Origin of the sequence: Rhodohalobacter sp. 614A (genome assembly GCF_021462415.1) — a bacterium.
GTDB lineage: Bacteria > Bacteroidota > Rhodothermia > Balneolales > Balneolaceae > Rhodohalobacter.
In genome coordinates this window covers 302,898-324,938 of the sequence record NZ_JAKEDS010000002.1, presented here as the reverse complement: position 1 = coordinate 324,938, position 22,041 = coordinate 302,898, and the positions used below count along the sequence as shown (strand labels likewise).

The 22,041-nt window shown below is 41.4% G+C and carries 20 protein-coding genes; 4 read left to right on the top strand and 16 right to left on the bottom strand.

Features of this window, described 5'->3' with window-relative positions; genetic code table 11:
- Window positions 1–25: 25 nt before the first annotated feature.
- The 16 genes from L0B18_RS10200 to L0B18_RS10125 all read right to left on the bottom strand — a co-directional run bounded on the left by L0B18_RS10200 (window position 26) and on the right by L0B18_RS10125 (window position 18,070).
- Window positions 26–814, bottom strand: coding sequence for a deoxynucleoside kinase (locus tag L0B18_RS10200; protein ID WP_234571665.1), 789 nt, complete (start codon window positions 812–814; stop codon window positions 26–28).
- 53 nt (window positions 815–867) lie between these two features.
- Window positions 868–1,542 carry a class I SAM-dependent methyltransferase gene (locus L0B18_RS10195; protein ID WP_234571664.1) on the bottom strand — a complete coding sequence of 225 codons (675 nt, stop codon included), beginning with the start codon at window positions 1,540–1,542 and terminating at the stop codon, window positions 868–870.
- A gap of 18 nt (window positions 1,543–1,560) precedes the next feature.
- A complete protein-coding gene (locus L0B18_RS10190) occupies window positions 1,561–2,967 on the bottom strand; it encodes a surface carbohydrate biosynthesis protein (protein ID WP_234571663.1) in 1,407 nt (468 codons plus the stop codon).
- Between the two features lie 3 nt (window positions 2,968–2,970).
- Window positions 2,971–4,725 (bottom strand): carbamoyltransferase family protein, encoded by a 1,755-nt coding sequence (locus L0B18_RS10185; RefSeq protein WP_234571662.1) that lies wholly within the window; start codon window positions 4,723–4,725, stop codon window positions 2,971–2,973.
- Between the two features lie 60 nt (window positions 4,726–4,785).
- The gene (locus L0B18_RS10180; RefSeq protein WP_234571661.1) at window positions 4,786–5,469 is read right to left on the bottom strand and encodes a PIG-L deacetylase family protein; all 684 of its coding nucleotides are present in this window, start codon (window positions 5,467–5,469) and stop codon (window positions 4,786–4,788) included.
- 209 nt (window positions 5,470–5,678) lie between these two features.
- Window positions 5,679–6,740, bottom strand: coding sequence for a pseudaminic acid synthase (gene pseI / locus L0B18_RS10175; protein ID WP_234571660.1), 1,062 nt, complete (start codon window positions 6,738–6,740; stop codon window positions 5,679–5,681).
- Window positions 6,741–6,773: 33 nt separating this feature from the next.
- Window positions 6,774–8,453 carry a carbamoyltransferase family protein gene (locus tag L0B18_RS10170; protein WP_234571659.1) on the bottom strand — a complete coding sequence of 560 codons (1,680 nt, stop codon included), beginning with the start codon at window positions 8,451–8,453 and terminating at the stop codon, window positions 6,774–6,776.
- Window positions 8,454–8,470: 17 nt separating this feature from the next.
- Window positions 8,471–9,451: a UDP-2,4-diacetamido-2,4,6-trideoxy-beta-L-altropyranose hydrolase gene (gene pseG / locus L0B18_RS10165; protein WP_234571658.1), complete on the bottom strand. Its 981-nt coding sequence runs from the start codon at window positions 9,449–9,451 to the stop codon at window positions 8,471–8,473.
- Window positions 9,452–9,517: 66 nt separating this feature from the next.
- A complete protein-coding gene (locus tag L0B18_RS10160) occupies window positions 9,518–10,249 on the bottom strand; it encodes a phytanoyl-CoA dioxygenase family protein (RefSeq protein WP_234571657.1) in 732 nt (243 codons plus the stop codon).
- A complete protein-coding gene (locus tag L0B18_RS10155; RefSeq protein WP_234571656.1) occupies window positions 10,233–10,922 on the bottom strand; it encodes a cytidylyltransferase domain-containing protein in 690 nt (229 codons plus the stop codon). Before L0B18_RS10155 ends, L0B18_RS10160 begins: the two co-directional genes overlap by 17 nt.
- Before the next feature lie 60 nt (window positions 10,923–10,982).
- The gene (locus tag L0B18_RS10150; RefSeq protein ID WP_234571655.1) at window positions 10,983–11,768 is read right to left on the bottom strand and encodes an SDR family NAD(P)-dependent oxidoreductase; all 786 of its coding nucleotides are present in this window, start codon (window positions 11,766–11,768) and stop codon (window positions 10,983–10,985) included.
- Window position 11,769: 1 nt separating this feature from the next.
- A complete protein-coding gene (locus L0B18_RS10145) occupies window positions 11,770–12,612 on the bottom strand; it encodes an aldo/keto reductase (RefSeq protein WP_234571654.1) in 843 nt (280 codons plus the stop codon).
- Complete coding sequence (gene pseC, locus L0B18_RS10140; RefSeq protein WP_234571653.1) at window positions 12,605–13,831, bottom strand: UDP-4-amino-4,6-dideoxy-N-acetyl-beta-L-altrosamine transaminase; 1,227 nt, start codon at window positions 13,829–13,831, stop codon at window positions 12,605–12,607. Before pseC ends, L0B18_RS10145 begins: the two co-directional genes overlap by 8 nt.
- 43 nt (window positions 13,832–13,874) lie before the next feature.
- Window positions 13,875–14,888 (bottom strand): UDP-N-acetylglucosamine 4,6-dehydratase (inverting), encoded by a 1,014-nt coding sequence (gene pseB, locus L0B18_RS10135; protein WP_234571652.1) that lies wholly within the window; start codon window positions 14,886–14,888, stop codon window positions 13,875–13,877.
- A gap of 76 nt (window positions 14,889–14,964) precedes the next feature.
- Window positions 14,965–16,767 carry an ABC transporter ATP-binding protein gene (locus tag L0B18_RS10130; protein WP_234571651.1) on the bottom strand — a complete coding sequence of 601 codons (1,803 nt, stop codon included), beginning with the start codon at window positions 16,765–16,767 and terminating at the stop codon, window positions 14,965–14,967.
- A 64-nt stretch (window positions 16,768–16,831) separates the two neighbouring features.
- Complete coding sequence (locus L0B18_RS10125; protein WP_234571650.1) at window positions 16,832–18,070, bottom strand: Wzz/FepE/Etk N-terminal domain-containing protein; 1,239 nt, start codon at window positions 18,068–18,070, stop codon at window positions 16,832–16,834.
- 264 nt (window positions 18,071–18,334) lie between these two features.
- On the opposite strand from L0B18_RS10125, the gene L0B18_RS19855 reads away from it, so the two are divergent.
- Genes L0B18_RS19855 through L0B18_RS10105 form a run of 4 tightly spaced genes read left to right on the top strand, consistent with a single transcriptional unit; the run spans window position 18,335 to window position 21,904 of the window.
- Window positions 18,335–20,206, top strand: coding sequence for a carbamoyltransferase family protein (locus tag L0B18_RS19855; RefSeq protein WP_234571649.1), 1,872 nt, complete (start codon window positions 18,335–18,337; stop codon window positions 20,204–20,206).
- Window positions 20,207–20,215: 9 nt separating this feature from the next.
- Window positions 20,216–21,361, top strand: coding sequence for an SGNH/GDSL hydrolase family protein (locus L0B18_RS10115; protein WP_234571648.1), 1,146 nt, complete (start codon window positions 20,216–20,218; stop codon window positions 21,359–21,361).
- Window positions 21,362–21,370: 9 nt separating this feature from the next.
- Window positions 21,371–21,520, top strand: coding sequence for a DUF5989 family protein (locus L0B18_RS10110; protein ID WP_234571647.1), 150 nt, complete (start codon window positions 21,371–21,373; stop codon window positions 21,518–21,520).
- Window positions 21,521–21,547: 27 nt separating this feature from the next.
- On the top strand, window positions 21,548–21,904 hold the full coding sequence (locus L0B18_RS10105; protein WP_234571646.1) for an SxtJ family membrane protein: 357 nt from the start codon (window positions 21,548–21,550) through the stop codon (window positions 21,902–21,904).
- Window positions 21,905–22,041 lie beyond the last annotated feature (137 nt).

The following is a 22,041-nucleotide window of genomic DNA, read 5'->3' as shown; positions in this document are numbered from 1 at the left end:
GCTATCGGTTTGCATTGAGCGAAACCTATTTTTTTGAGAGGATATCAAGAATCTGTGAGGTAGTTTCCTCAAGGTTTTCCCCTGCATTTACACCGTATACATCCACACCTTTTTCTTTGGCAACGCCCATAGCCATTTTAAAAAAATGAATGGTCTGTTCGGAGTAATGCCGAATCGCTTCATCATCCATGTCTTTGTGAAGTGTGGCCAGGCGGTCTCGATTTTTTATTCTCTTTAGTATTTCATCCACCGGCACATCCAGAAAAATCAGAACGTCGGGGAATAAAAGATGCTCAAGGTATTTGTTAAGAGCTTTTTCATTAAATGAAGGAGAGTTCAGATGCATGATCCGGCTTAAAAATCCTTCTCCTTGCTTTAGAATACAATATCGATTGTCATTCCTTGCGCTCATAACCCGGTCGATATGAGCGATGGACCACATAATCATGTGGATTGTTACAAATCGTTTATCGGATCCGTCATACCACTTTTTGCAATGCTCTTCTACGAGATCCATAATCGCCTTTTTGAATTCGGCATTCTCATCATTCAAAAAAATCCGGTTGTCATGGTTGATGAACTTCCACTCATCGTTTGCAAGCGTATTATTCTGAGACTGCTCCCCAATCGGCAGCCGATCCGTAAACAACTTCAGTGCTTTTCTAAGGTATCGTTTGCGCATCTGTTTTCTAGATCGGCTCAAATCATCATACGGCACCCAGTTGTACTCTTCCTTCCAGTTTGCCCGCAACTGATGATAAACACTTGATTTCCCCGAACCGGACGGGCCAATAATCTCAACCGTTTTCGCCATTCTAAATCAATACCTCGCTTTTACAGCTCTGTCGTAATTTTAAAGGACACAATTTATTTACTCTTAATTGCCAATACATTATAACCGGTTGTCATAATATCGGTTTTAACATATCTCATCAAAAAGACGGTCAGGGGCCTTTTCAGATAGTAAACCGTAAAAACAATAATCCGTTTTAGGTAGTGTGTTCTTTTGCCTTTGATTTTGTTGAGTCTCATCCAAAGTACATCAATGGCTTCCAAAGAACTGTTGCGCTCTTTAACGGTCACTTCCTGGAATTTCGAAAGCAGGTGTTTCAGTCCATACTTTGTGAAGCGAAAATAATCGTATGGGCGGTCATGAATCGGAAATATAAAAGGGGTTGTAAGAATCAGCCTTCCACCCGGCTTTAATGCTTTGTAAACCGTTTCAACACCAAGATGTGGTGCGTGTAAATGCTCAAGCACTTCGCACATAACAATGGTATCATATGTGCCTTCTTTAAATTCATAGGTACAAATATCACCCAAAATGTCCGGGGTTTTATCTTCGTCAATATCGAACGAATCTATTTCGAACTGGTTCTTTTTGCCATATTCATAGAGAAGTTCATTTACTTCTCCCCCGGCACCAATTGTCAGGACTTTTTCACCCGATTCAATTTCAGCGAATTGTGGATTTAGAAACTCGTAAAGGCCCTGACGTGATCTGATTTTTGATAAATCAATAATCCACTCATTGTCGCTCATAGATGTATTATAAAGATGTTAATGATCGGTGAAGAATATAAAAGATTTTTCCCCAAACCGCACCGCTTTCACTTTCTCAAAACGATTCAGAGTGGTTTGCAATTTCTTGATCATTCCCTGCATTTCTTCATCAGAAAGTGATGGAAATTTATGATCTGATTTGAGCAGTTTTTGATTTTTCTTAACCTGGGATATGCCCATCAGTGAGTTTCGAATTTCAACCGCCTGCCGTTTCAGTTTTCTTCTTAAGCTGACCGTATCACTTGGTTTTTTTGCAAGCAGTTCATCAGCTGAGGATGTTTTCAGGTTTGCTTTTTCTGCAATATTGATCCATTCATCCACAATTTTTTCAGCAGCCAGTTTTCCCGAAACGCTTGATATTCGCTCATCAATAACTTCATTACTGAGCTCTTCAGCTTTATCCAAACCTTCTGTATCTCCATTTTCCAGGATATCGGAAATCATTTTTTCAACCTCTTCTAACGAAAAAGCATGAAGGCTGGTCCTGTTTGGAATTTCTCTCTCTATTTCATCGGGGATGGGTCGATATGCAATACTTGGCAAACCGCTGACTGCCGCTTCCAGCGCACTCGTGCAGCCGTTATGGATAAGTACCGATGCATGGCGAATCCATCCGCTAATGGTGTCTTCTCGTTTGATGATAACATTTTGGAATTCACCCAATAATTTATGCCAGGCATCAATTGATTCTACCGGATGAGGTCGAACCACAATTTTTCTATCCGGAAACGTATCAGACAATTGCCTGATCATTACTATAAACTCATGCAATAACCTGTACTGATAGGCAGAATTTTCGTACATGAATTTTTCCATTCCAGGATCACGATCAAAATATCCTGCCTGTCTCAGACGGGCGATTTTATCCCAAAAAAGGTTTTCATCAATTGGATATCCAAAATTGGACGCAACAAAAATGTAAGCCTCCAGACCTGAGGCTGCCTCCTTGTAATAATCGTCAAATTCCGTTCGCCAAAAATCTACTCTGGGCGATCCTGTGGCAACAATTTTATCAGCATAATTTGGGTAAATTTTCTGCAGAGAGGACTGGTCATGCCCTCCCCATGCAAAAATCTTGTCTACCATAGAAACGGTCTCTTCAGAAAATCTTCGTTTTGCAAAACTGTCGAAGGATTCGTCCAATAACCCGCTCTCCTCATCCTGTCCGGTGATGAGATGTCCCTGTTTTTTGAGATTTGTATAACTTTTAATTTTGTATTCGCCCGGTGTCAGCGATTTGTCGTGAACAATTCCTGGCGGCAGATGGCTGGTCTGTGCAAGACTGAGGGTATCTTTTTTCTCTCCAAGAATAACGGTATGACCTCTTTCTGCAGCTACCAGTGCCAGCAGAGCTTTTCCCTCCAACTCTCTGACTTTTACTTCAATTGGAAGATAAACATTCATCTCTTACGGTTTCTTGATTAAGAAAGAACCCATTGCCAGAGCATCCATTCCGGAAGCATAAAAACACCGGATAGCATCTTCAGGTTTCATTACAATCGGCTCTCCCTGAACATTGAATGAGGTGTTCACAACAATCGGGTGACCTGTAATTTTCTTGAACTCATCCAGCATTTCCCAGTAAATCGGATTCGCCTCTTTTTCCACGGTTTGCGGCCGAACGGTTCCATCCACATGAATACATGACGGAAGTTTGTCGAGATAATTCTTATCAATGTCACAGGCAATAATCATATAGTTGGACGAATCGATATTTGTATCGAAATACTCTTTGAACGATTCGGCCTGTAATGACGGACAAAATGGTCTCCACGATTCCCGGTTTTTTACATGCTTGTTTACATGATCCCTTGCATCCGGGTTGAGCGGATTGGCCAGTATGGACCGGCCTCCCAAGGCGCGTGCTCCTACTTCCATTCGTCCCTGGAACCAGCCGACAATAGCATTTTCGGAAATAAGTTGTGCTACCTCTTTGGCGATGCTGTCACACTTCTTGTACTGGAGCTTGGTCCGTTTCAGAACTTCTTCTATCTCATCATCGCTGTAAGAAGGACCATAATAAAGATGATTCAGCTTAGGATAGTTGGGTTCGGTATCCGAGAAATCTTTTTTTGCAAGCATTGCTGCCCCCAGGCAAACACCATTATCACTGGACGCAGGTTGAAAAAAGTAATTATCAAAATGGTCATACTCGCCAAGCATCCCGTTCGCCTTGCAGTTCATATGAATGCCACCTGCAAAACAAACATTCTTGGAAAGATTCAGGCTGGCTGCATACTTCAGTTGAGAAACAAGAAAATCCTCCAACTGTTTCTGTACGGCATAAGCAATATCCGGATAGGGATCTTTCATGGCCGATTCCTCTCCATGCTTTCTCGGTTTGCCGAGTTTTTCCACCAGCAAATCGGTAAACCGTTTTCCATAGGTTCGCTTGCCGCTATACCTGTAGCGTGGATTTACAGTATACTGAAAACTGTTTTCTACATTATGGGCGATATCCTCAAATATTTCCTGGATTTCGGGATTTGGCTTTCCATAAGCGGCCAGCCCCATTGTTTTCCCTTCATCCATATACGCACGAAAGCCTAAAAACTCTGTGATAGAGGCATACAAACCGCCAAGAGTATTTGGCAATTCAACATTTTCAAGCTCTTTAAACTCGCCGGAGTCATCAATAAAATAGAGAGTTGATGAAGCTACCTCTCCAACACCGTCGTTTACAATAATCATGGAGTCATCAAACCCGGAAACGTAGTGAGCCGAAGCCGCATGGCACAAATGGTGAGCGTAAAATTTGAATTCCAGGTCATCAAGCTCAATTCCGTTCTTCCTGAGAATCAGCGTAAGATCATTTTTGATCATCATCGGATCGTACAGGGAATTCAGCGACTCCTGTACTTTTAAACTGATATCGTCTGTTTCACTGGGATATTTCCTGATGGTTTCCTTTAAATTATCGGTAGCCAGCTCAGCGTAATTATCACAATCCCAGGCATAACCCACTGCTTTAACCGTTAAACCCTTTTTCTCAGCTTCTTTCAAACAAAAAGCAATTGCCTGAGAAGGATACGAGTTTGGCGATGTTTTTATCCTGTTAAATCGTTCTTCCTCTGCCCAGGCAATGATTTCATTGTCACTGCAAAGAGCTGCTGAAGAGTTGGGTCCGGGGCCAAAAATTCCCAAATAAGCCGGCTTTTCCATTATAATTTCTTTCTTACGTTTGTAGATGTTCAAATTTCAATTTCTGTGGATCCATTTTCTCTACGATTGAATGCTCCGTACAAGACAAAACTGCTCGGCATATTCACAGCCCACGGTAACGCCCACATTCTTTGCATGAATTTTCAATGCCTCTGGTGAGCGTGGGTGAGGATATTCACGTTTCTCAAACCGATATCTTTCCATTCCCTTGATTTTCGCATCAATATCGGCTTCAGATACTGCCATATACCAATTTGGAATAAAATGTCTCGGATCTGTAGACGCTCTCCATTCTGTGCCGGAGGGTGTTTCAAAAGTGATGATGGTTTTTGTAACCTCATCTTTCATTGGCCTGCAAGCCGTAATCACCGCTTCAAATGTCCGCTGGTGATCAATGTTTACATCACCGCCGTGGTGAGTGAAAATAATTTCGGGCTGAAAATCGGATTTCTCTTTTTCAACAACTTTGATCAGATCAAGCAAGGCTACCGTATCAAATCGGTTATCGGGAAAATCATGAATGGAAACAGAATGATAGCCAATCTCTTTCTGAGCTTCTTTAATATCATTTCTATGCTTCGCAAGATCGGCTTGCCATTTTTCAACGTCGCGTTTGTCAGAACGTGAGGTCAGGCCTTCTCCTAAAATAACTACATGTACCTGAACTGCTGCCAAATGGATAAGCTTATGCATGGTGGCTCCCAATCCAAGTAGCTCATCATCTGGGTGAGCTACTACGACCATGATTTTTTTATCTTTAAGCGTATCAGCAGTTAACAACTTATTTTCACCATTTAAAATTTAAGAAGACTTGTAAAATACAATCTTCTCTTTCGGTCTTCAAGCAAATAGTTTTATTTAGTTTAGAGGGCTTTATTCACCTCAGTCATCGGATGAGTGAATTTGCTACGGTTAAAATAATGCTCTAACACGCATCCGATGGCTCCTTGCTTTTACAACAATTCCCAGCTCAAAGGTGTCCCTCTTTTTATATCACTTGAGGATTTCTTGCCCAATACCTGTTCATAGAATTTGGGTTTCAGGCCATCGCCGGGGCGAATTACACGAATATTGTCTTTCGTTAATTCCTCACCTTTAGCAATGTCTTCAACCACATAGATGGATCGTTTATAACGAAGGCTTTTCTCTTCTGCTTTTTGGATTCCAAACTGCACATCGCCCAATGCCAGAAATGCCCTTTCTGATTCTTCTACCAAGGCTTTCATTTCATCCGGTTCGATGGAAAATGCAGCATCTACTCCACCATCGGCCCGGCTGAGAGTAAAATGCTTTTCGATTACGCTGGCTCCCAAGGCAACCGACGCAACAGCGGCTCCAATTCCAAGCGTATGATCGGACAGCCCTATATGGCAATTAAAAATATCCCGCATACTTGGAATGGTCACAAGATTTGTATTCTCCGGGGTTGCAGGATAGGTACTGGTACATTTCAAAAGAACCAGATCTTCGCAACCGTTTGATCGCAAAACTCTGACGGCTTCATCAATATCAGAAAGATTGGCTGCCCCGGTAGACATGATAACCGGTTTTCCTGTTTGGGCTACTTTTTTGAGGAGAGTCCAGTCGGTATTTTCAAAAGAAGCAATTTTGTAAGCCGACACTCCAAGTTCCTCCAGAAAATCTACTGAAGTATCATCAAATGGAGTACTGAAAGGCATCAATCCCAACTCCCGGGCTTTTTTGAAAATGGGTTTGTGCCAGTCCCACGGAGTATGAGCAAGCTCATATAGTTCATATAAATTTTTTCCATACCAGAGGGAATCCTCGTCATCAATACTGAATAATCCGCCGGTTTCGTCAATGGTCATTGTGTCGGCGGTGTAGGTTTGCAGCTTAATCGCGTGAGCACCCGCCCTGGCCGCTTCCTCCACAATTTCCAAAGCTCTTTCCAGCGACTGATTGTGATTCCCGCTCATTTCAGCAATAATAAAAGGCCGATGTGATGTGCCGATTATATTGTTATCACCAAGCTGAATATCCTTCAACGTTTTCATAGCTCAATTCTCTTCCTTGTTTTATTGAAATTCTTACTTCTTTCTTGCTACAAAAGACCCGATCACCAACACGTCAACAATACCCTGTGATAGTGCCTCAATAGCCTCTTCCGGCCGGTTTACTATAGGTTCTTCATGCCGGTTAAATGATGTATTAATCAGGGACAGACCACCGGTTTTTTCATAGTAAGCTTTCAGGAGTTTATACATCGCAGGATTATTGGATTCCTTCACAATCTGCGGACGCGCGGTGCCGTCAATATGAACAGTAGCCGGGCAATTATCAGCCATTTCATCATAACAATTATAAGTCACGGTCATATACCGGCTCGCAATGTGATCTTCTTTCCAGCCGATGTAACATTTTTCGGCTACTTCTTCGAGCGTAACCGGGGCAAACGGCATAAACTCCGTTCGGTCCATGCGTTCGTTCAGCCAGTCGTTAACCGTGGTATCGTGACAATGATAAACGATACTTCGATTGCAAAGCGCGCGCGGCCCAAACTCCATTCGCCCGTTAAACCAACCAATAACCTCATTATTTTCAATGGCTTCTACTGCTGCATCAGTGGGATCATCCAACTTCTCAAAAACAATGTCGTCAGTGGATTTGAGCGCTTTTTCAATTTCTTCGGATGAGTATTCCGGGCCAAGATAGACGTTTTCCATCTCTACTTTGTGGATTCCCTGATCGTACAGAACTTTAGCCGCAGCTCCTACACACAAGCCTCCATCTCCCATTTGGGGCTGTACAAAAATATTCTTCACCCCGGGAATTTCCATAATACACTGATTGGCCCGAACATTCGCAAAAACGCCCCCGCTCAAACAGACGTATTCGGCGCCGGTTTGCTTCACGTAATGAGTCACAATTTCTGTGACACATTGTTCGAGATGCACCTGGGCTGCGGCGGCAACATCTTCCCGAGTATGATCATCAATCAGTTTCTTAAGCGGATCTGAATAATTAGTGTAGAATGGCCGGAAGAAATCGCCGGACTGCGCATAAATCTGTCCGTCTTTTACGTAGATCATTTCGCGCATTTTCGGAAGCAGTTTTTCAGCATTTCCATGTGCTGCAAGTCCTGTTACTTTTCCTTCATGGCGGTGAGGACGAAATCCTAATAGGCCGGTAATTCTCCCATAGAAAAACCCTAAGCTGTCCACACTGCTGCCGCGGTACAGGAAATCCACTTTATCGGGAGAAAAATTTCCAACAGAAAACGACATAAAATCGCCTCTTCCGTCACAAGTGACAACAAGCGCATTCTCAAACGGAGAATAAGAATATGCAGAATAGGCATGGCTCTCGTGGTGATCGTACGAAACGGCTTTATCTCTCAAGCCATGTTCATCCACAAACGCCCAAAATTCATCCCGCTTTTTTCGATCCTGCTCAATCTCGGTTTCAATCCGTTCGCGGAAAATACCGAGGCCGCCCGGGTTATTCTGAGCCTCGTACACAATGCGGTCAAAATATTCGAGAAGATGCGTTTCTGCATTAAAGCCGGCACTCCACCCGTAAGCGATGTAATCAATTTCTTCGAGCGAAGTATTGCCAAAATCCAGACAATAGTTAATGGATTGTGTTGGCCATGAATTATCTATTTTAACCCTGGTAAACCGCTCTTCGCTGGCTGCGGCTACAAGTTTGCCGTTCTGAACCAAACAGGCACTTGCCGTTTCATCGTTTGCAATTCCTAAAATCGTCATATAGTAACTTCTTTGTCTTAGTCCCTTTTTATGGTTTGAAATAGAGTTCGAATTCTATCCGGACTTTTTCCGTCAATAACTTCTTTATTAAGTTTCTTATCGCCAATCTGTTGGATGGCACCGTGTATTTCATCTTCTCCGAATTCACCGGCATCAATAATTGCATTCAGCTCCTTAAACCCGGCATACACTTCTTTCTGATTGTTTACGTATGTGCCGGAAATTGCAATATTTCCGGTAGCCAATGCTTCAAATAAAATACCGCTGGAGGGCACAATAGCTATATCCGATTCTAAAAAAGCCGCTGCCATTTCCCCACCATTCAATGCATGATAATGCATTACTCTTTTTTGATTTTCTATCGTTCGTAATAGTTCGTCTGCATAATTATAAGCAGAACCTGTGATGATAGTTATTTTTTTAAACTGATTAAAATTAAACACGACATTTAGTGCCCGAACAGTCAAATTCTCGCTATCTGATCCCCCAAAACAAATCAGAATGTGTTCGTGCTTGTTTCGGGTTCTGAGATTAACTTGTGATGCAGCTTCGAGAAAAGGCGGACGCAGAAGGACAAAATCCGGCCCCAATCCAAAATGCGTATATGGCTGGGCTTTATAATCATCCTGTTTGATTCCAGGAGCGTGATTAATGATCAGATCGGCAAAAAACTCCCTGTCGTGTAAATCATCAATACAGGCAAGCGCGCATCCCCGATTCTTTATTTCCCGTTGATAGGCCGAATCAAAAGAATAGCCATCCAATACAACGGTGCAATCGGGATGTAAATAATCAAAGAACTTCTCCTCATCATCAATTTTGATTAAAGAAATCCCCAGCTGATCCAGTTCGTCTTCTATTTGCCTGTTTATCTCCCTGCAGACAAATGTAATAGTAAACTGATCTTCTAAAATATTGCTTAATGAAATGCATCGAACCAAATGGCCCAACCCTGTTTGTGTAGAGCCATCTGTTCGAATAAAGAGATCAGACTTCATCTAACCTCAGTCCATATCTTTTTAAAAACCGCTATGCTTTTCTCAAAAATCAAAGACCAGATGAAATTAGTTTGTTTCTTCCAGTTCCCGTTCGCGGTTTACTTTGTAATTTTTCTTGTATTGCTCGCGGATTTTCGGATCGATTTTGGCTGATACGCCATTAAATCTTAAAGAAAGTGAGCGTCTGTGATGCTCCGACTTATTATCGTCTGCATAGTGTACCGTATCTGCATGGTGAAATACGATATCACCAGGCCCGATATCAGTTTTGTATTCTTCATAATCTTCGGGGTTATCCAGTTCAAGAAGGCTTGAAAACGCCTTAACCGTAGAAGATTTGTGATTCAGCGTACCGAGCTTGTTGGTTCCTTTCAGAAATTTAAGACCACCGTTAACATCTGCACTATGCATTTCTAATGGAATGTAAGCCGTTAATGAAGAGGGCGGCGACAACTGGAAGTAAAAATTATCCTGATGAGCAGGCGTAAATGTTCCTTTTTCAGGAACCTTATTGTGAATTTCCATATTCACGAAATAAATCTCCTCTCCCAGCAGTTCAGCAACTTTATCGAACAATTTATTGGTCAACACTTTGTGGCACTTTGGCACATAGTAATTGATGTTTTGAATGTACTTAAAATCTCTTTCGGACTCGTCTCCTTCAAAAACCGCATCTTTGTCTCTCATTATATCCCACTTATCGAAGGATACAATGGCACTTTTAATCTCCTCGATCAATTCTTTGTCGAAGAAATCTTTAATAACAATAAATCCGTCCTCGTTAAATTGCTTTTCCATTTTTGTTTATTTCTTTGATTAAGTGTTTTAAAGTGTCTTGTTCGCCAAACTTTTGAAATAAGTAGGTTGCTTTTTTAAAATCCGAAAAAGTATCCACGCCTGTAAAGTAGGGTTTTTCAGTAACTAAATCCTTGTTGGTAGGAACCGTTTCAAACATTTTCATCTCCTCAATCATAGCGGGCGTTACATGCTCTCGATTTCGGTCATCATCATACTCATTTACAGACTTTTCCAATGCATCCATCGTAAAAACTTCACTATGAGAACCTTCAATAATTATTGGCTTCTGCATCCGTACATAATCGTATTTATCTGAATTCTCCTTCAGAAAATCAATCAGATCTTCAGCTATTTCCGGTTCTGTAAATGGATTGTCTGCTGTTACTCTTACTATGATATCTGCATTCTGTTTCTTCGCAACATGATAGAAACGTCCGCGAACATCTTCCAAAGAACCTCTGTGGCACGGCACATTTTTACGCTCGCACAATACTTCCACTAAATCATCATTCTGGTGGGTTGATGTTACCACCCAAACTTCATCACTGTTCTTGATTTTCTGGCACTGGTCAATCACCCTTTCCAGAAGTGATTTACCATAAATTTCAAGCAAAACTTTATTTGGGAGTCGTGAAGATGTTGTTCTTGCCTGAATAATTGTAACTACTTTCATTTAAATTTTGATTCTTTGTTTGTAGAAGGTTATTAGTTTTATAGGAATTTCTTTCCACAGTTAGACGGTTGTCCAGCCACCGTCAACAATAATATTTTGCCCGGTAATATAACCTGAAGCATCGGATGCAAGAAAAACAAATGCGCCGCCAAGATCTTCAGGTTTGCCGATGCGTTTCAGCAACGTTTTCTCTTCCAAAAGCTCAATAAACTTCTGCTTTTCCTGGACAGATTCAGGCGGATATGGCCCGGGGGTGACCGTGTTTACAGTAATTCCTTTTTTACCGAGATAGCTGGCGTAATATTTCGATAGCTGAACAACGCCTGCCTTTGCAGCGCCATAATGAGGTGGATTTAACATTCCCTGGAAATCTTCATAGACGTTAAAATCCGGGGCAACTACGCCATACATGGATGACACATTGATGATCCTTGGCGATTCACTCTTCTCGAGATGCGGAATAACTTCCCGAACGCATCTAAAAACATTGCTGAGTGTTCCGTCAATGCCCGTTTCCCACTGTTCATCAGTCATGGTAAGTGGATGTTGTCCATCAAGATAGAAGGCATTATTTATCAAGACATCAATTTTACCTTCCTCTGCTATGACTGTCTCAAAGGCTTGTTTGATGGAGGATGTTTCGGCAACATCGCAGTGTTGAAAATGAAGTTTTTTGCCAAGTTCTGAATGGCCATCAAAGGCTTTGTCGAATTTTTCTTTGGATCGGCCTAGCACATAGACGATTCCTCCATGATAGACCAGACTTTCAGATGCGGCTTTTCCAAGATATCCATAGCCGCCTGTTAGCAAAATTACCTTTCCGGTTAAATCAAATGTATAAACCATATCAATCTTTTGGCCAGTTAGAAGGAACAAGTATCGATTCTGAAATAGACTGCTGCAACTCAGGTAAAGGGTCAAACATAGTAAATGATTCTAAATTCTGAATGAATTGTTTACTGTTTTCGACTCCTACAATCACAGTATCTACAAATGGCTGATTCAAAACAAAATTCAAAAGAGCTCCCGGTAAATTCTTTACACTTTGTTGAAGATTTTTTAACAGTGAAAGTACTTCATCAAAATGGCTGTCTAATTCACTCGCATCCACAAAAAATAATCCCTGTAAAAATGTGGATCGAGTATGAATTTCACACCCGTTATTTCTTAAATCCATCATTAAATCTTTAAACCGTCTGTCGAAATAATTAAATGGAACCTGGATAATATCGGGATTAGTCCCCTTTTTAAGTAGTGTTTCAAGCTCAACCGGAGTGTTCAGAGAGAATCCGATCTTTTGAACTTTGCCCCTTTCTTTTAGACTGAGAAGCTCTTCCCATTGATATAAATTCTGTGCAAGATCACCCGGCCTGTGTGCCAAATATCCATAAAGGGAAAGAATTCCTAAATCATCCAAAGACTTCTTCAGCTGATTGGAAATCGAAGATCCTGATTCGGGAGGCATAAACTTTGATACAACTTTGAAGGTTGCAAGATCCGATTGCCCCAAAATCTTCTCAGCATTTCCATAAGCCGAGGCCGTATCAAGAATTTTGATTCCCTTTTGCCGGGCTATGTTTAGTATGTCAGAAACTTCTTCGGATGATGTCTGGCCACTGCGGTTTGAAATGCCATAGGGAAGGCCAAACTGAACCGTACCCAAACCGATTTTTTGGATATGTTCACCCATAAAACCTGTCAATGCATTCAATCACAAAGTCTTGCTGTTCGTCGGTAAGAGTCGGATACATGGGAAGGCTGATACATCCAGAATAATATTCTTCAGCTTTTTTAAAATCGCCCTTCTTCCATCCCAGATTTTTGTAGTACGGCATGAGATGAACGGGGATATAATGTATCTGTGCAAAGATGTGATTATCGCGAAGTTCATTATACAGGCCAAGGCGGTCATCTACTTCAATGATATATAGATGGTAGGCATGCCCTTTTACCACACCGGCCTGTCTTCGGATGTAGTTTTTCCCACTAAAGGCATTAGCATAGCGGGCAGCAATTTCTCTTCTTCTTTGGAGACCTTCATCAGCTCTGGCCAGTTGACTTGTACCCAGAGCTGCCTGAAAATCGGTCAGCCGGTAATTGTATCCCAACTCCTGCATTTCCATATACCATTTTGGGAATTCCTGAGCTGTCAGTTCCGGAGTTTGAGGATCCCCAATTGCATCTTCAATCGAATTTGTAAATCCATCAGTATTTTTGGTAATCCCGTGAGTACGCAGCTTCAACAGTTTCTGATAGAGTTCTTCGCTGTTCGTGGTAATCATTCCACCTTCTCCGGTCGCAATATGTTTTACGGGATGAAAGGAGAAAATTGCCAAATCTGCAAACTGCCCGTTTCCACAAAACTGTTTGGTACCGGTTGAATCTACAAAAAAACCACCCGGAGCGTGACAAGCGTCTTCAATGATCCACAAGTCAAACTCATCCGCGAGCTTTCTCAACTCTTCGAGATTGACTGCTCTTCCGGCAAAATCAACCGGGATAATACCATCGTATGTCCCTTTGGGCGCAGCTTCGAGTTTTTCTCTTATCTTCCCGATATCAATCAGGAATGTTTCAGGATCAATATCTGCGAAATCAACTTCACCACCACAATAGCGTATGCAATTTGCAGATGCTGAAAAAGTAATTGGGGTTGTAATTACTTTGCTCTTATGGTTTACATCAAGAGCCAATGCACAAAGATGGAGAGCGGCTGTTCCATTCGAAACAGCTACGGCATAATTACTCCCGACATAATCTGCAAAAGCCTCTTCAAACTTCCCGATTTCCGGCCCCTGGGTCAGATAGTCGGACTGAAGAACACGGGTTACCGCATCAATATCATTCTGAGAGATATGCTGCCTGCCATAAGGAATGGGATCAAAGTTTCTATCTGATTCAGACGGCATGGTTGATTTATATTAAAACATTCAGGAGGACAGGTTTAACCAATTAAACCGAAAAATTCGGATCTACGTGATCTTTGATCAGCTTTCTGATCTCTTCAACAGTTACCCATTCATCATTCTCCCCGGAATTGTAACGGAATCCGAGATCCACTTTACGGGCATTAAAATGATCAATATACTCATCCAAATCCCACATATGCTGCGACGGTAAAATGGAATAATAATCTCCCAAATCATATGTATAAAATGAGTCGGATGAAGTGATCATCTCTTCGTGAATTTTTTCACCGGGACGAAGGCCGATGACTTTCTTTTCGCATTCGGGGCCAATCGCTTCGGCCACATCCATAATTCTGTATGAAGGTATTTTCGGAACGAAAAGTTCACCTCCCCAGGCATGTTCTAAAGCGTGCAGCACCATGTCCACTCCGTCCTCAAGTGTAATGGTAAAACGGGTCATATGTTCGTTGGTAATAGGCAGAACTCCTTCGTTTCTTTTTTTGATGAAAAAAGGAATCACCGATCCGTTGGAGCCCATGACATTGCCATATCGTACAACTGAGAACGTAATTGGGTTTTTCCCACGAATATTATTCGCGGCTATAAACAATTTATCAGAAACAAGCTTTGTGGCACCGTATAGATTAATTGGGGCTGCGGCTTTATCCGTTGAAAGGGCTACAACTTTTTTCACATTGGCCTCAAGGCAAGCTCTGACAAGGTTTTCGGCACCACCGATATTTGTCTTCACACATTCATCGGGATTGTATTCTGCAATGTGAACATGTTTCATCGCAGCAGCATGAATAACATAGTCTATGCCATTCAATGCACGGCGAAGACGGTTATAATCGCGCACATCCCCAATAAAAAACCGAATCATCGGGTATTTTTGATGTGGGTAAAGCTGCTCCATTTCATACTGTTTCTGCTCGTCGCGGGAATAAATAACCAACCGCTCAACATCCGGCCACTCATTCAAAATTCTTTCAACGAAAGCATGGCCAAACGAACCTGTACCACCCGTAATTAAAATTGATTTGCCGTTAAAATTCATTAGAAAAGCATTCTTAAATAACTCCTGTTTCCAAACTCCAATGTAGAAAGTAACACATGATCATAAGTTGAATAAATCAATCCTCAACCAAACTCATTTTCCTGAATTCTGAACTGGATTCAAGCAACTCATCATATGTACCTTTGGCAATAATTTCGCCTTCATTCAACATATAAATCACATCACAATTGCGAACGGTTGTAAGGCGGTGGGCAATCATGATAATGGTTCTGTCGCCTCTGAGCCGTTCTATTGCCTCAATCACATACTTCTCAGTAATATTGTCCAGAGCTGAAGTGGCTTCATCCATAACCAGCACCTGTGGATCGTTATACAGAGCCCGTGCAATGGCAATTCTCTGCTGCTGTCCACCGGATAACCGAACACCCCGTTCCCCGACACGGGTACGCAATCCTTTCGGCAGACGCTCGATCAATTCCTTAAGTTGGGCGGCTTCTATCGCCTCGTTCAGCTTCTCTTTATCCACCTCATCATCGGGTATACCAAAAGCAATATTTCGGAAAATCCTTTCGTCCATTAGATAATTGGACTGCTGAATGTACCCGATGTTCTTCATCCATCCCCTGAGGTTGTTTTCAATATTTGCACCATCGACATAAATAGCCCCGGTTTCAGGTGTAAGCAAGCCTAAAATCACATCCACTAAGGTTGTTTTTCCGGCTCCGGATTCGCCCACAAAAGCAACGGCGCTTCCCTTGGGAATTTTAAGACTGATGTCTTTTACAGCATACTCATCAGAATTCGGGTATCTGTAACTTACATTATCAAGTTCAATTTCCTTTTCAAGATTCAGCTTTTCCGCTGATTTCAAGATCTTATCACGGAAATCCTTGTATTTATTTTCAAGAAGCTCAATATCATCAAATATGGCGTATACCGAATATGCACTATAGCGAATCGTTGTAATCTGTTGGATCAGATTATTAAAAATAGGCATCAATTTTACAGCAGCTACACCGAATAAAGTGAGGATTGTGATAATTCCTGAAAAATCCCGTCCTTCACTTACCATTATCAGAGTAATAGTTAGAATACCTACAACTAAAAGCGTCTCAATTATAGGTTTGGGAAGGCTTTTTACAACTGACTGATAGATAGATGCCGTCATGTTTCTCTTGGCGAATTTATCATACTGCTGCAAAAAAAGCTTTTCTCGATTTAGCACTCTTGAATCTTTAAATCCACCCAATCCCTGAAGTACCATACGGTTCATATCTCCCCTCGCCAACCGTTGGGTTTTACCTGATTCCAGGGTTTTTTTCTGAGTTATGCGCAGAAATGTATATCCGCAACCACCCATAATAAAAATGGTAATGACAGTAATGAGAGGCTCCAGGTAAAGAAGTCCTGCAATAATTAAGAAAAACATTATTACGTTTAACGTAATATCGAAGACAGGAAAAATGGTACCGGTTATCAGGCTGCTCACCTCACTTCTGACATTCCTCAACAATTCGGCTGAATTTTTGTTTAGGTAGAATGTATAAGGCGCCGTCATGTAAGCTTTAAAAATCCGGTTTTGCAGGTAGATTTTGCGCCTATACACAAATTTTTGACGCAGATAATTAAAATAAGTCAGGTATACGTTCTTGAGGATGTACACAAGAAGTAGTGTAAACGCACCGGAAAAAATAAGTGACTCACGTGTAGTAATCCCCAAATACGTGAGTATCGAACCTATATATTGCATATTAAGTATTTTTTCGGGCTCTGCCATTGTAACTACAAAGGCTGGAATCATACCAATTCCAAGTACCTCGAAAAACGATGCAATCAGCATTAAAACAAAAAGGATGAGGAATTTAATGCGATCTTTCCTTGAGAAAAGAGAATAGATTTTCTTTAATGAATCTATCATCTATTTAATTTAGGGAGATTAAAACTCTTACTCATGTTGAATAATAAAATATTTAAATGTTGCGCTAATTGAAAAGCGATGTACTGCGAATCAATACCCATGCAATACCGGCAAACAAGCCTAACACACCCGCAAAAACCATAAGCAACGGAGATGAACCCGAAGACGGATATGGCGGCACATTTGGTTTTTCAAGAGGATTGAAAACCGGTATTTGCTGCTGCAATATCATTCTTGCCTGTTCAACTTCCTGGGCAACCGAATTATAGATACTGCCTCGCAAGCTGGTTTCATTTTGCAACCTGTTTTCTTCCAGGCTTGCCGTTTGAGACGATACATTGAGGTTTTCATCCCGATATTGGGCGAGCTCGTATTGAGCTTCTTCATATCGCTCCTTAGCTTCGTCATATCTTTCAAGTGTATTGTCAAGATTCTGCTGGGCTTTCTGGATTCTATAATCTGTAATATAGTCCTGTATGTATTGAATAAGCTTCGCGTTGACCAATGCAGCTGCTTTGGGATCCGGAAAGGTTGTGGTTATTTCCATAATTCCCCCGGCACTCGAAAGACTTATGCGCAACTTCAGCCATTCAATAACGGCCCGTTCATCAGAAGTAACCGATTGAAGCCGTTCGTCCTGATCAATTTCGACTTCTTCTACATTAGCAAATTCTTGAGGAGGCTCCTCCTTCCAAAGACTGGTTATGCCATTGATTACGCCTTTCAGAATGCTTTTGCCCCACTGCAACACTGTTACGGGTAAATAAATAGTCATGTTGCCTATCAATGTATAAACCCGGTCTCTCAAGGCAGGTTCTCTATAGTCGTGATAGTAATCAAAGATCGTCATAGTGCTGTCGTTAAAAGTTGAAAACTCAAGCTCTGTGTAGATCAATTCTTTTTGAAACTCAGTACTACTTACAATCACTGGATATAATGAAACAGGCAGAGGCGCTCTACCGGTAGCCACAGCCGACATATTTCCACTGCCGCCGCCAGAGGGAAAATTCAACCCTGTTAAAGACCGAAGAAATGAACTACCGAAGTCACCTACGGATGCCCCTTCCGATTCCTGGATTAATGAAGCCGTTGACGTATACTCAGTTGGTCCATATTCACTATGAAAATATGCAAAGGCAAGGCATATCACTATAAAAACTATGATTGTTCGCCTGCCATCCCAAACTGTATTCGCCTTCTCAATGAGGTCAATTTCAATAATATCGAGGGACTGAAATTTAAGACCTGACTCGGATTTCGACTCCGCCAATTCATTCCCAGTTACTTGTGCATCATCACTCATGGAGTTCTGTAAAAGCTTTTTCGTAATATTTCCTAAATATTCAAGTTACGGTATTTTATGCAATCATAACAGACAAGAATCTTGGATTTTTTTAATCCAAAGCCAAAGGAGTTTCTCTCATATCTGTATCGAGTTCACCTATGATAATTATTTAAATAGTCTTATGTTTTAGGTTTGTTATGATTCAGTAATAATGTAGTCGTATAGAAGTATGATTCCACTTCTTTGTTCCTACGGTGCAATAAATGATAATTAGTTGTTTTTGTGGCAAATAAAGTAATATTAGGCATTTCAGCATTTTACCATGACTCTGCAGCGGCAATAATCTCAAATGGAGAAATTATAGCTGCCGCCCAGGAAGATCGTTTTACCAGAGTTAAACACACTGCAGAATTTCCAACAAATGCCGTTCAATACTGCCTGCGAGAAGCCGGGTATACTATTGACGAGCTGGATGCAGTTGTTTTTTACGATAAGCCCATTTTAAAATTCGAACGTTTACTCGAAACGTACTATGCGTTTGCTCCAAAAGGTTTACGGCAGTTTCTCACATCTATTCCCGTATGGCTCAGAGAAAAAATGTTTCTCAAGAAGCTCCTGAGAGACGGGCTTTCTGATATCCAGAAATATGACAAAAAGAAACTGAAACTCTATTTCCCTGAACACCACCTTTCTCACGCGGCAAGTGCTTTTTATCCCTCACCTTTCGAGGAAGCTGCAATCCTTACCATCGATGGTGTTGGTGAATGGGCCACAGCTTCCATATGTATCGGAAAAGGGAATAGCATAAAGAAAATTAAGGAGCTTCGTTTTCCGCACTCTGTTGGCCTGCTATATTCTGCTTTTACATACTTCCTGGGTTTTAGGGTCAACTCAGGTGAATACAAACTGATGGGCCTCGCTCCTTACGGAAATCCACACGCGGAACGAACTCAAAAGTATGTAGACCTTATTAAAGAGCATATTGTTCATATTAAGGATGATGGATCGATCTGGCTCAACCAGGATTACTTTAATTATGCCACCGGTTTAAAAATGGTGGATGATCAGAAATGGGAAAAACTTTTCGGATTTCCAAAAGCCATTCCGGATGGTGATCTCGATCAAAAACATTGTGATCTTGCCCATGCCATTCAACAAGTAACTGAAGAGATTATTCTTTTGATGGCCAAAGAAGCTGTTGCCGTCACGGGATCTTCCAACCTATGCCTGGCGGGTGGGGTTGCATTGAACTGTGTAGCAAACGGCAAGCTCATCAAAGAAGAATTTATTGATAATCTTTTTATTCAACCCGCTGCCGGTGATGCCGGCGGAGCTCTGGGCGGGGCTCAAATCGTTCATTACATGTATTTCGGAAATGAACGGACAGTCGATTCAGAAAATGATTCCATGAAAGGAACCTATCTTGGTCCTTACTTTTCAGAGAAAGAAGTGCTTCAGTCTTTAAAGCGATACAAAGCCGTTTACGAAAAGGTTGAACCTTTCGAATCCCTGGCTAAAAAAACCGCCGACCTGTTGAAAAACGGAAATGTTGTCGGTTGGTTTCAGGGCAGAATGGAATGGGGCCCACGGGCTTTGGGAAACAGAAGTATTCTTGCGGATGCCCGAAATGAAGAAATGCAGAAAAAGCTGAACCTGAAAATTAAATACCGCGAAGGATTTCGTCCGTTTGCTCCATCCGTTTTAGCTGAAGATTGCAATGATTATTTTGAAATGGATGTCCCCTCTCCCTATATGCTTCTGATTTCCGATGTACAGAAGAGTCGGAGAAATGATTTGCCTGAGGGTTACCACGATATGGATCTTTGGACAAAACTCTATTTCAAACGGAGTGATGTTCCTTCTATTACACATCTTGATTTCTCGGCAAGAGTTCAAACCGTTCATGAAGAAACCAACCCAAGATATTGGAAACTGCTGAAAGCGTTTAAAGAACTTACCGGGTACAGCGTTCTTGTAAATACCAGTTTTAATGTCCGTGGGGAACCGATTGTTTGCACACCGGCGGACGCGTACAAATGTTTTATGAGAACCGAAATGGATTACCTGGTTGTGAATGATTACATCCTGAAGAAAACTGATCAGCCCGACTGGGAAAACAAGGAAAAATGGATGGAAACATTTAAAAAGGATTAAACAATCAAAATGAGAGAGTTTATCAAAAATGTGCTCTTGGTAAGCATTCCATCGCTTATCATTCTCATTATTATGCTGGAAATTATCCTGGCTTTTTTCATGCCGCTCCCCAGCCGTCCGGAAACCATTTATGATGAGCAAACGAATATCCTGAAATTCAACCCGGAATCCGGATCAGGAACATATACAAAAGGAAAGTTCTTTCAGTTAAGAGCGGACTGGTCGATTAATAACGAGGGATGGAACTCTCCGATCGACTATCAACCCGATTCTGGCAAAAACCTGATTGCCGTGATTGGGGATTCGTATGTGGAAGCCCTGCAGGTGGATATCACAAAAAGCTATCCGAATCTTTTGAACGAGATGCTTCCGGATGATCAGGAAGTTTATGCGTTTGGAAAATCCTTGTATCCTTTAACGCAATATCTTCATGTGAGCCGGTATGTTGTTGAAAAATACAATCCGTCTACGCTTGTTTTTACTATAGTGCACAACGATTTCAACGAATCGATTACCGGAGGCACGGACGATCCCCGGTTTCGATCCCTTATGACGGTTACGGTAAATCCTGACAGTACAATTATTGAAAATGACCCGGTATTCACCAATTTTCTTGATGAAAAACTCAATCCAGGTTTTGTGCGCTCAATCATCCAAAAAAGCCGGGTTCAGAGATATGTTCGTCACTATGAATATCTTGGAATCAATCTTCAAAGAATGTTTGCCAATATGACTGAATCGCTATCTGCTGATGAGGAAGAAGCGGAAAAAGAAGCACCAAATTTTGAAGCGAATATCAATCCCGAAGAAGTATTTGAAATGCGGGAACAAATTGAGCTGGCCGTTGATTATACAATTGGCAAAATCCGTGAAGAAAATCCAAATAAACGGATTATATTTGTAATGGATGCACCGCGAGAAGTAATTTATGATGGAAATGATGTATCCACCAGCGGGGCATATTGGCTGAACGATTTAATGCGCGAAACTACCGAAAAGTATAACATGGATTTTTTAAACCTTGCGCCTTGGATGCAGGCGGACTATCGGGAACATCAAACAAAATTTAATTCCGAAGTAGACTCCCACTGGAATGAATATGGTCATCAATTCGTGGCAGAAACGCTGTATAATTATTTAACATCAGAAAATTAAACCCTTGTTATGGAAACCCTTAAAGATCTTTGGCTCTTTGTAAAAGAGAGGAAAAAATTCCTCCTCGCGCCGGTAATTTTAGTCCTGTTGATATTAGGCATCCTTATCGTGATTGGCGGCGGAAGTGCAATTGCCCCATTCATTTATACACTGTTTTAAATCTCAATTGAGTTTAATTAACTAATTATGGTAAAAGATAAATCGAAATCGACGGTCTTAATTATCAGCATGGGTTTCCTGCTGATTTATTTCTTTTCGGATGCACGGGTTTTCCTGTATATCTCACTGGTAGTCGGGCTTCTTGGCCTTTCAGACTATTTGAGTCAAATTATCGAAAAGTTATGGATGGGCTTGTCAAAATTGCTCAGTTATATTGTGCCAAATATTTTGCTGACAATTGTTTTTTACGTGATTCTTTTGCCTTTTGCATTGATACACCGGCTGACTGAAAACGACCCGATGCTCTTGTCTTCTGACCATGATACGTATTGGGTTCACGACGAAAAGGAACTGGATCCAAAATCCTTCGAAAAAACCTGGTAGGTTTCAGTCTCAACCGTCCCAAAATCTTCTGTGCCTTTTTAAAATTTGGCACAAGAAGGCAAACACCGACTCTAAACTTTTTCTGTTCGAGCAGTAAGGAGAATCCAAAAACAAACACATTATAAACTGTCATCAAG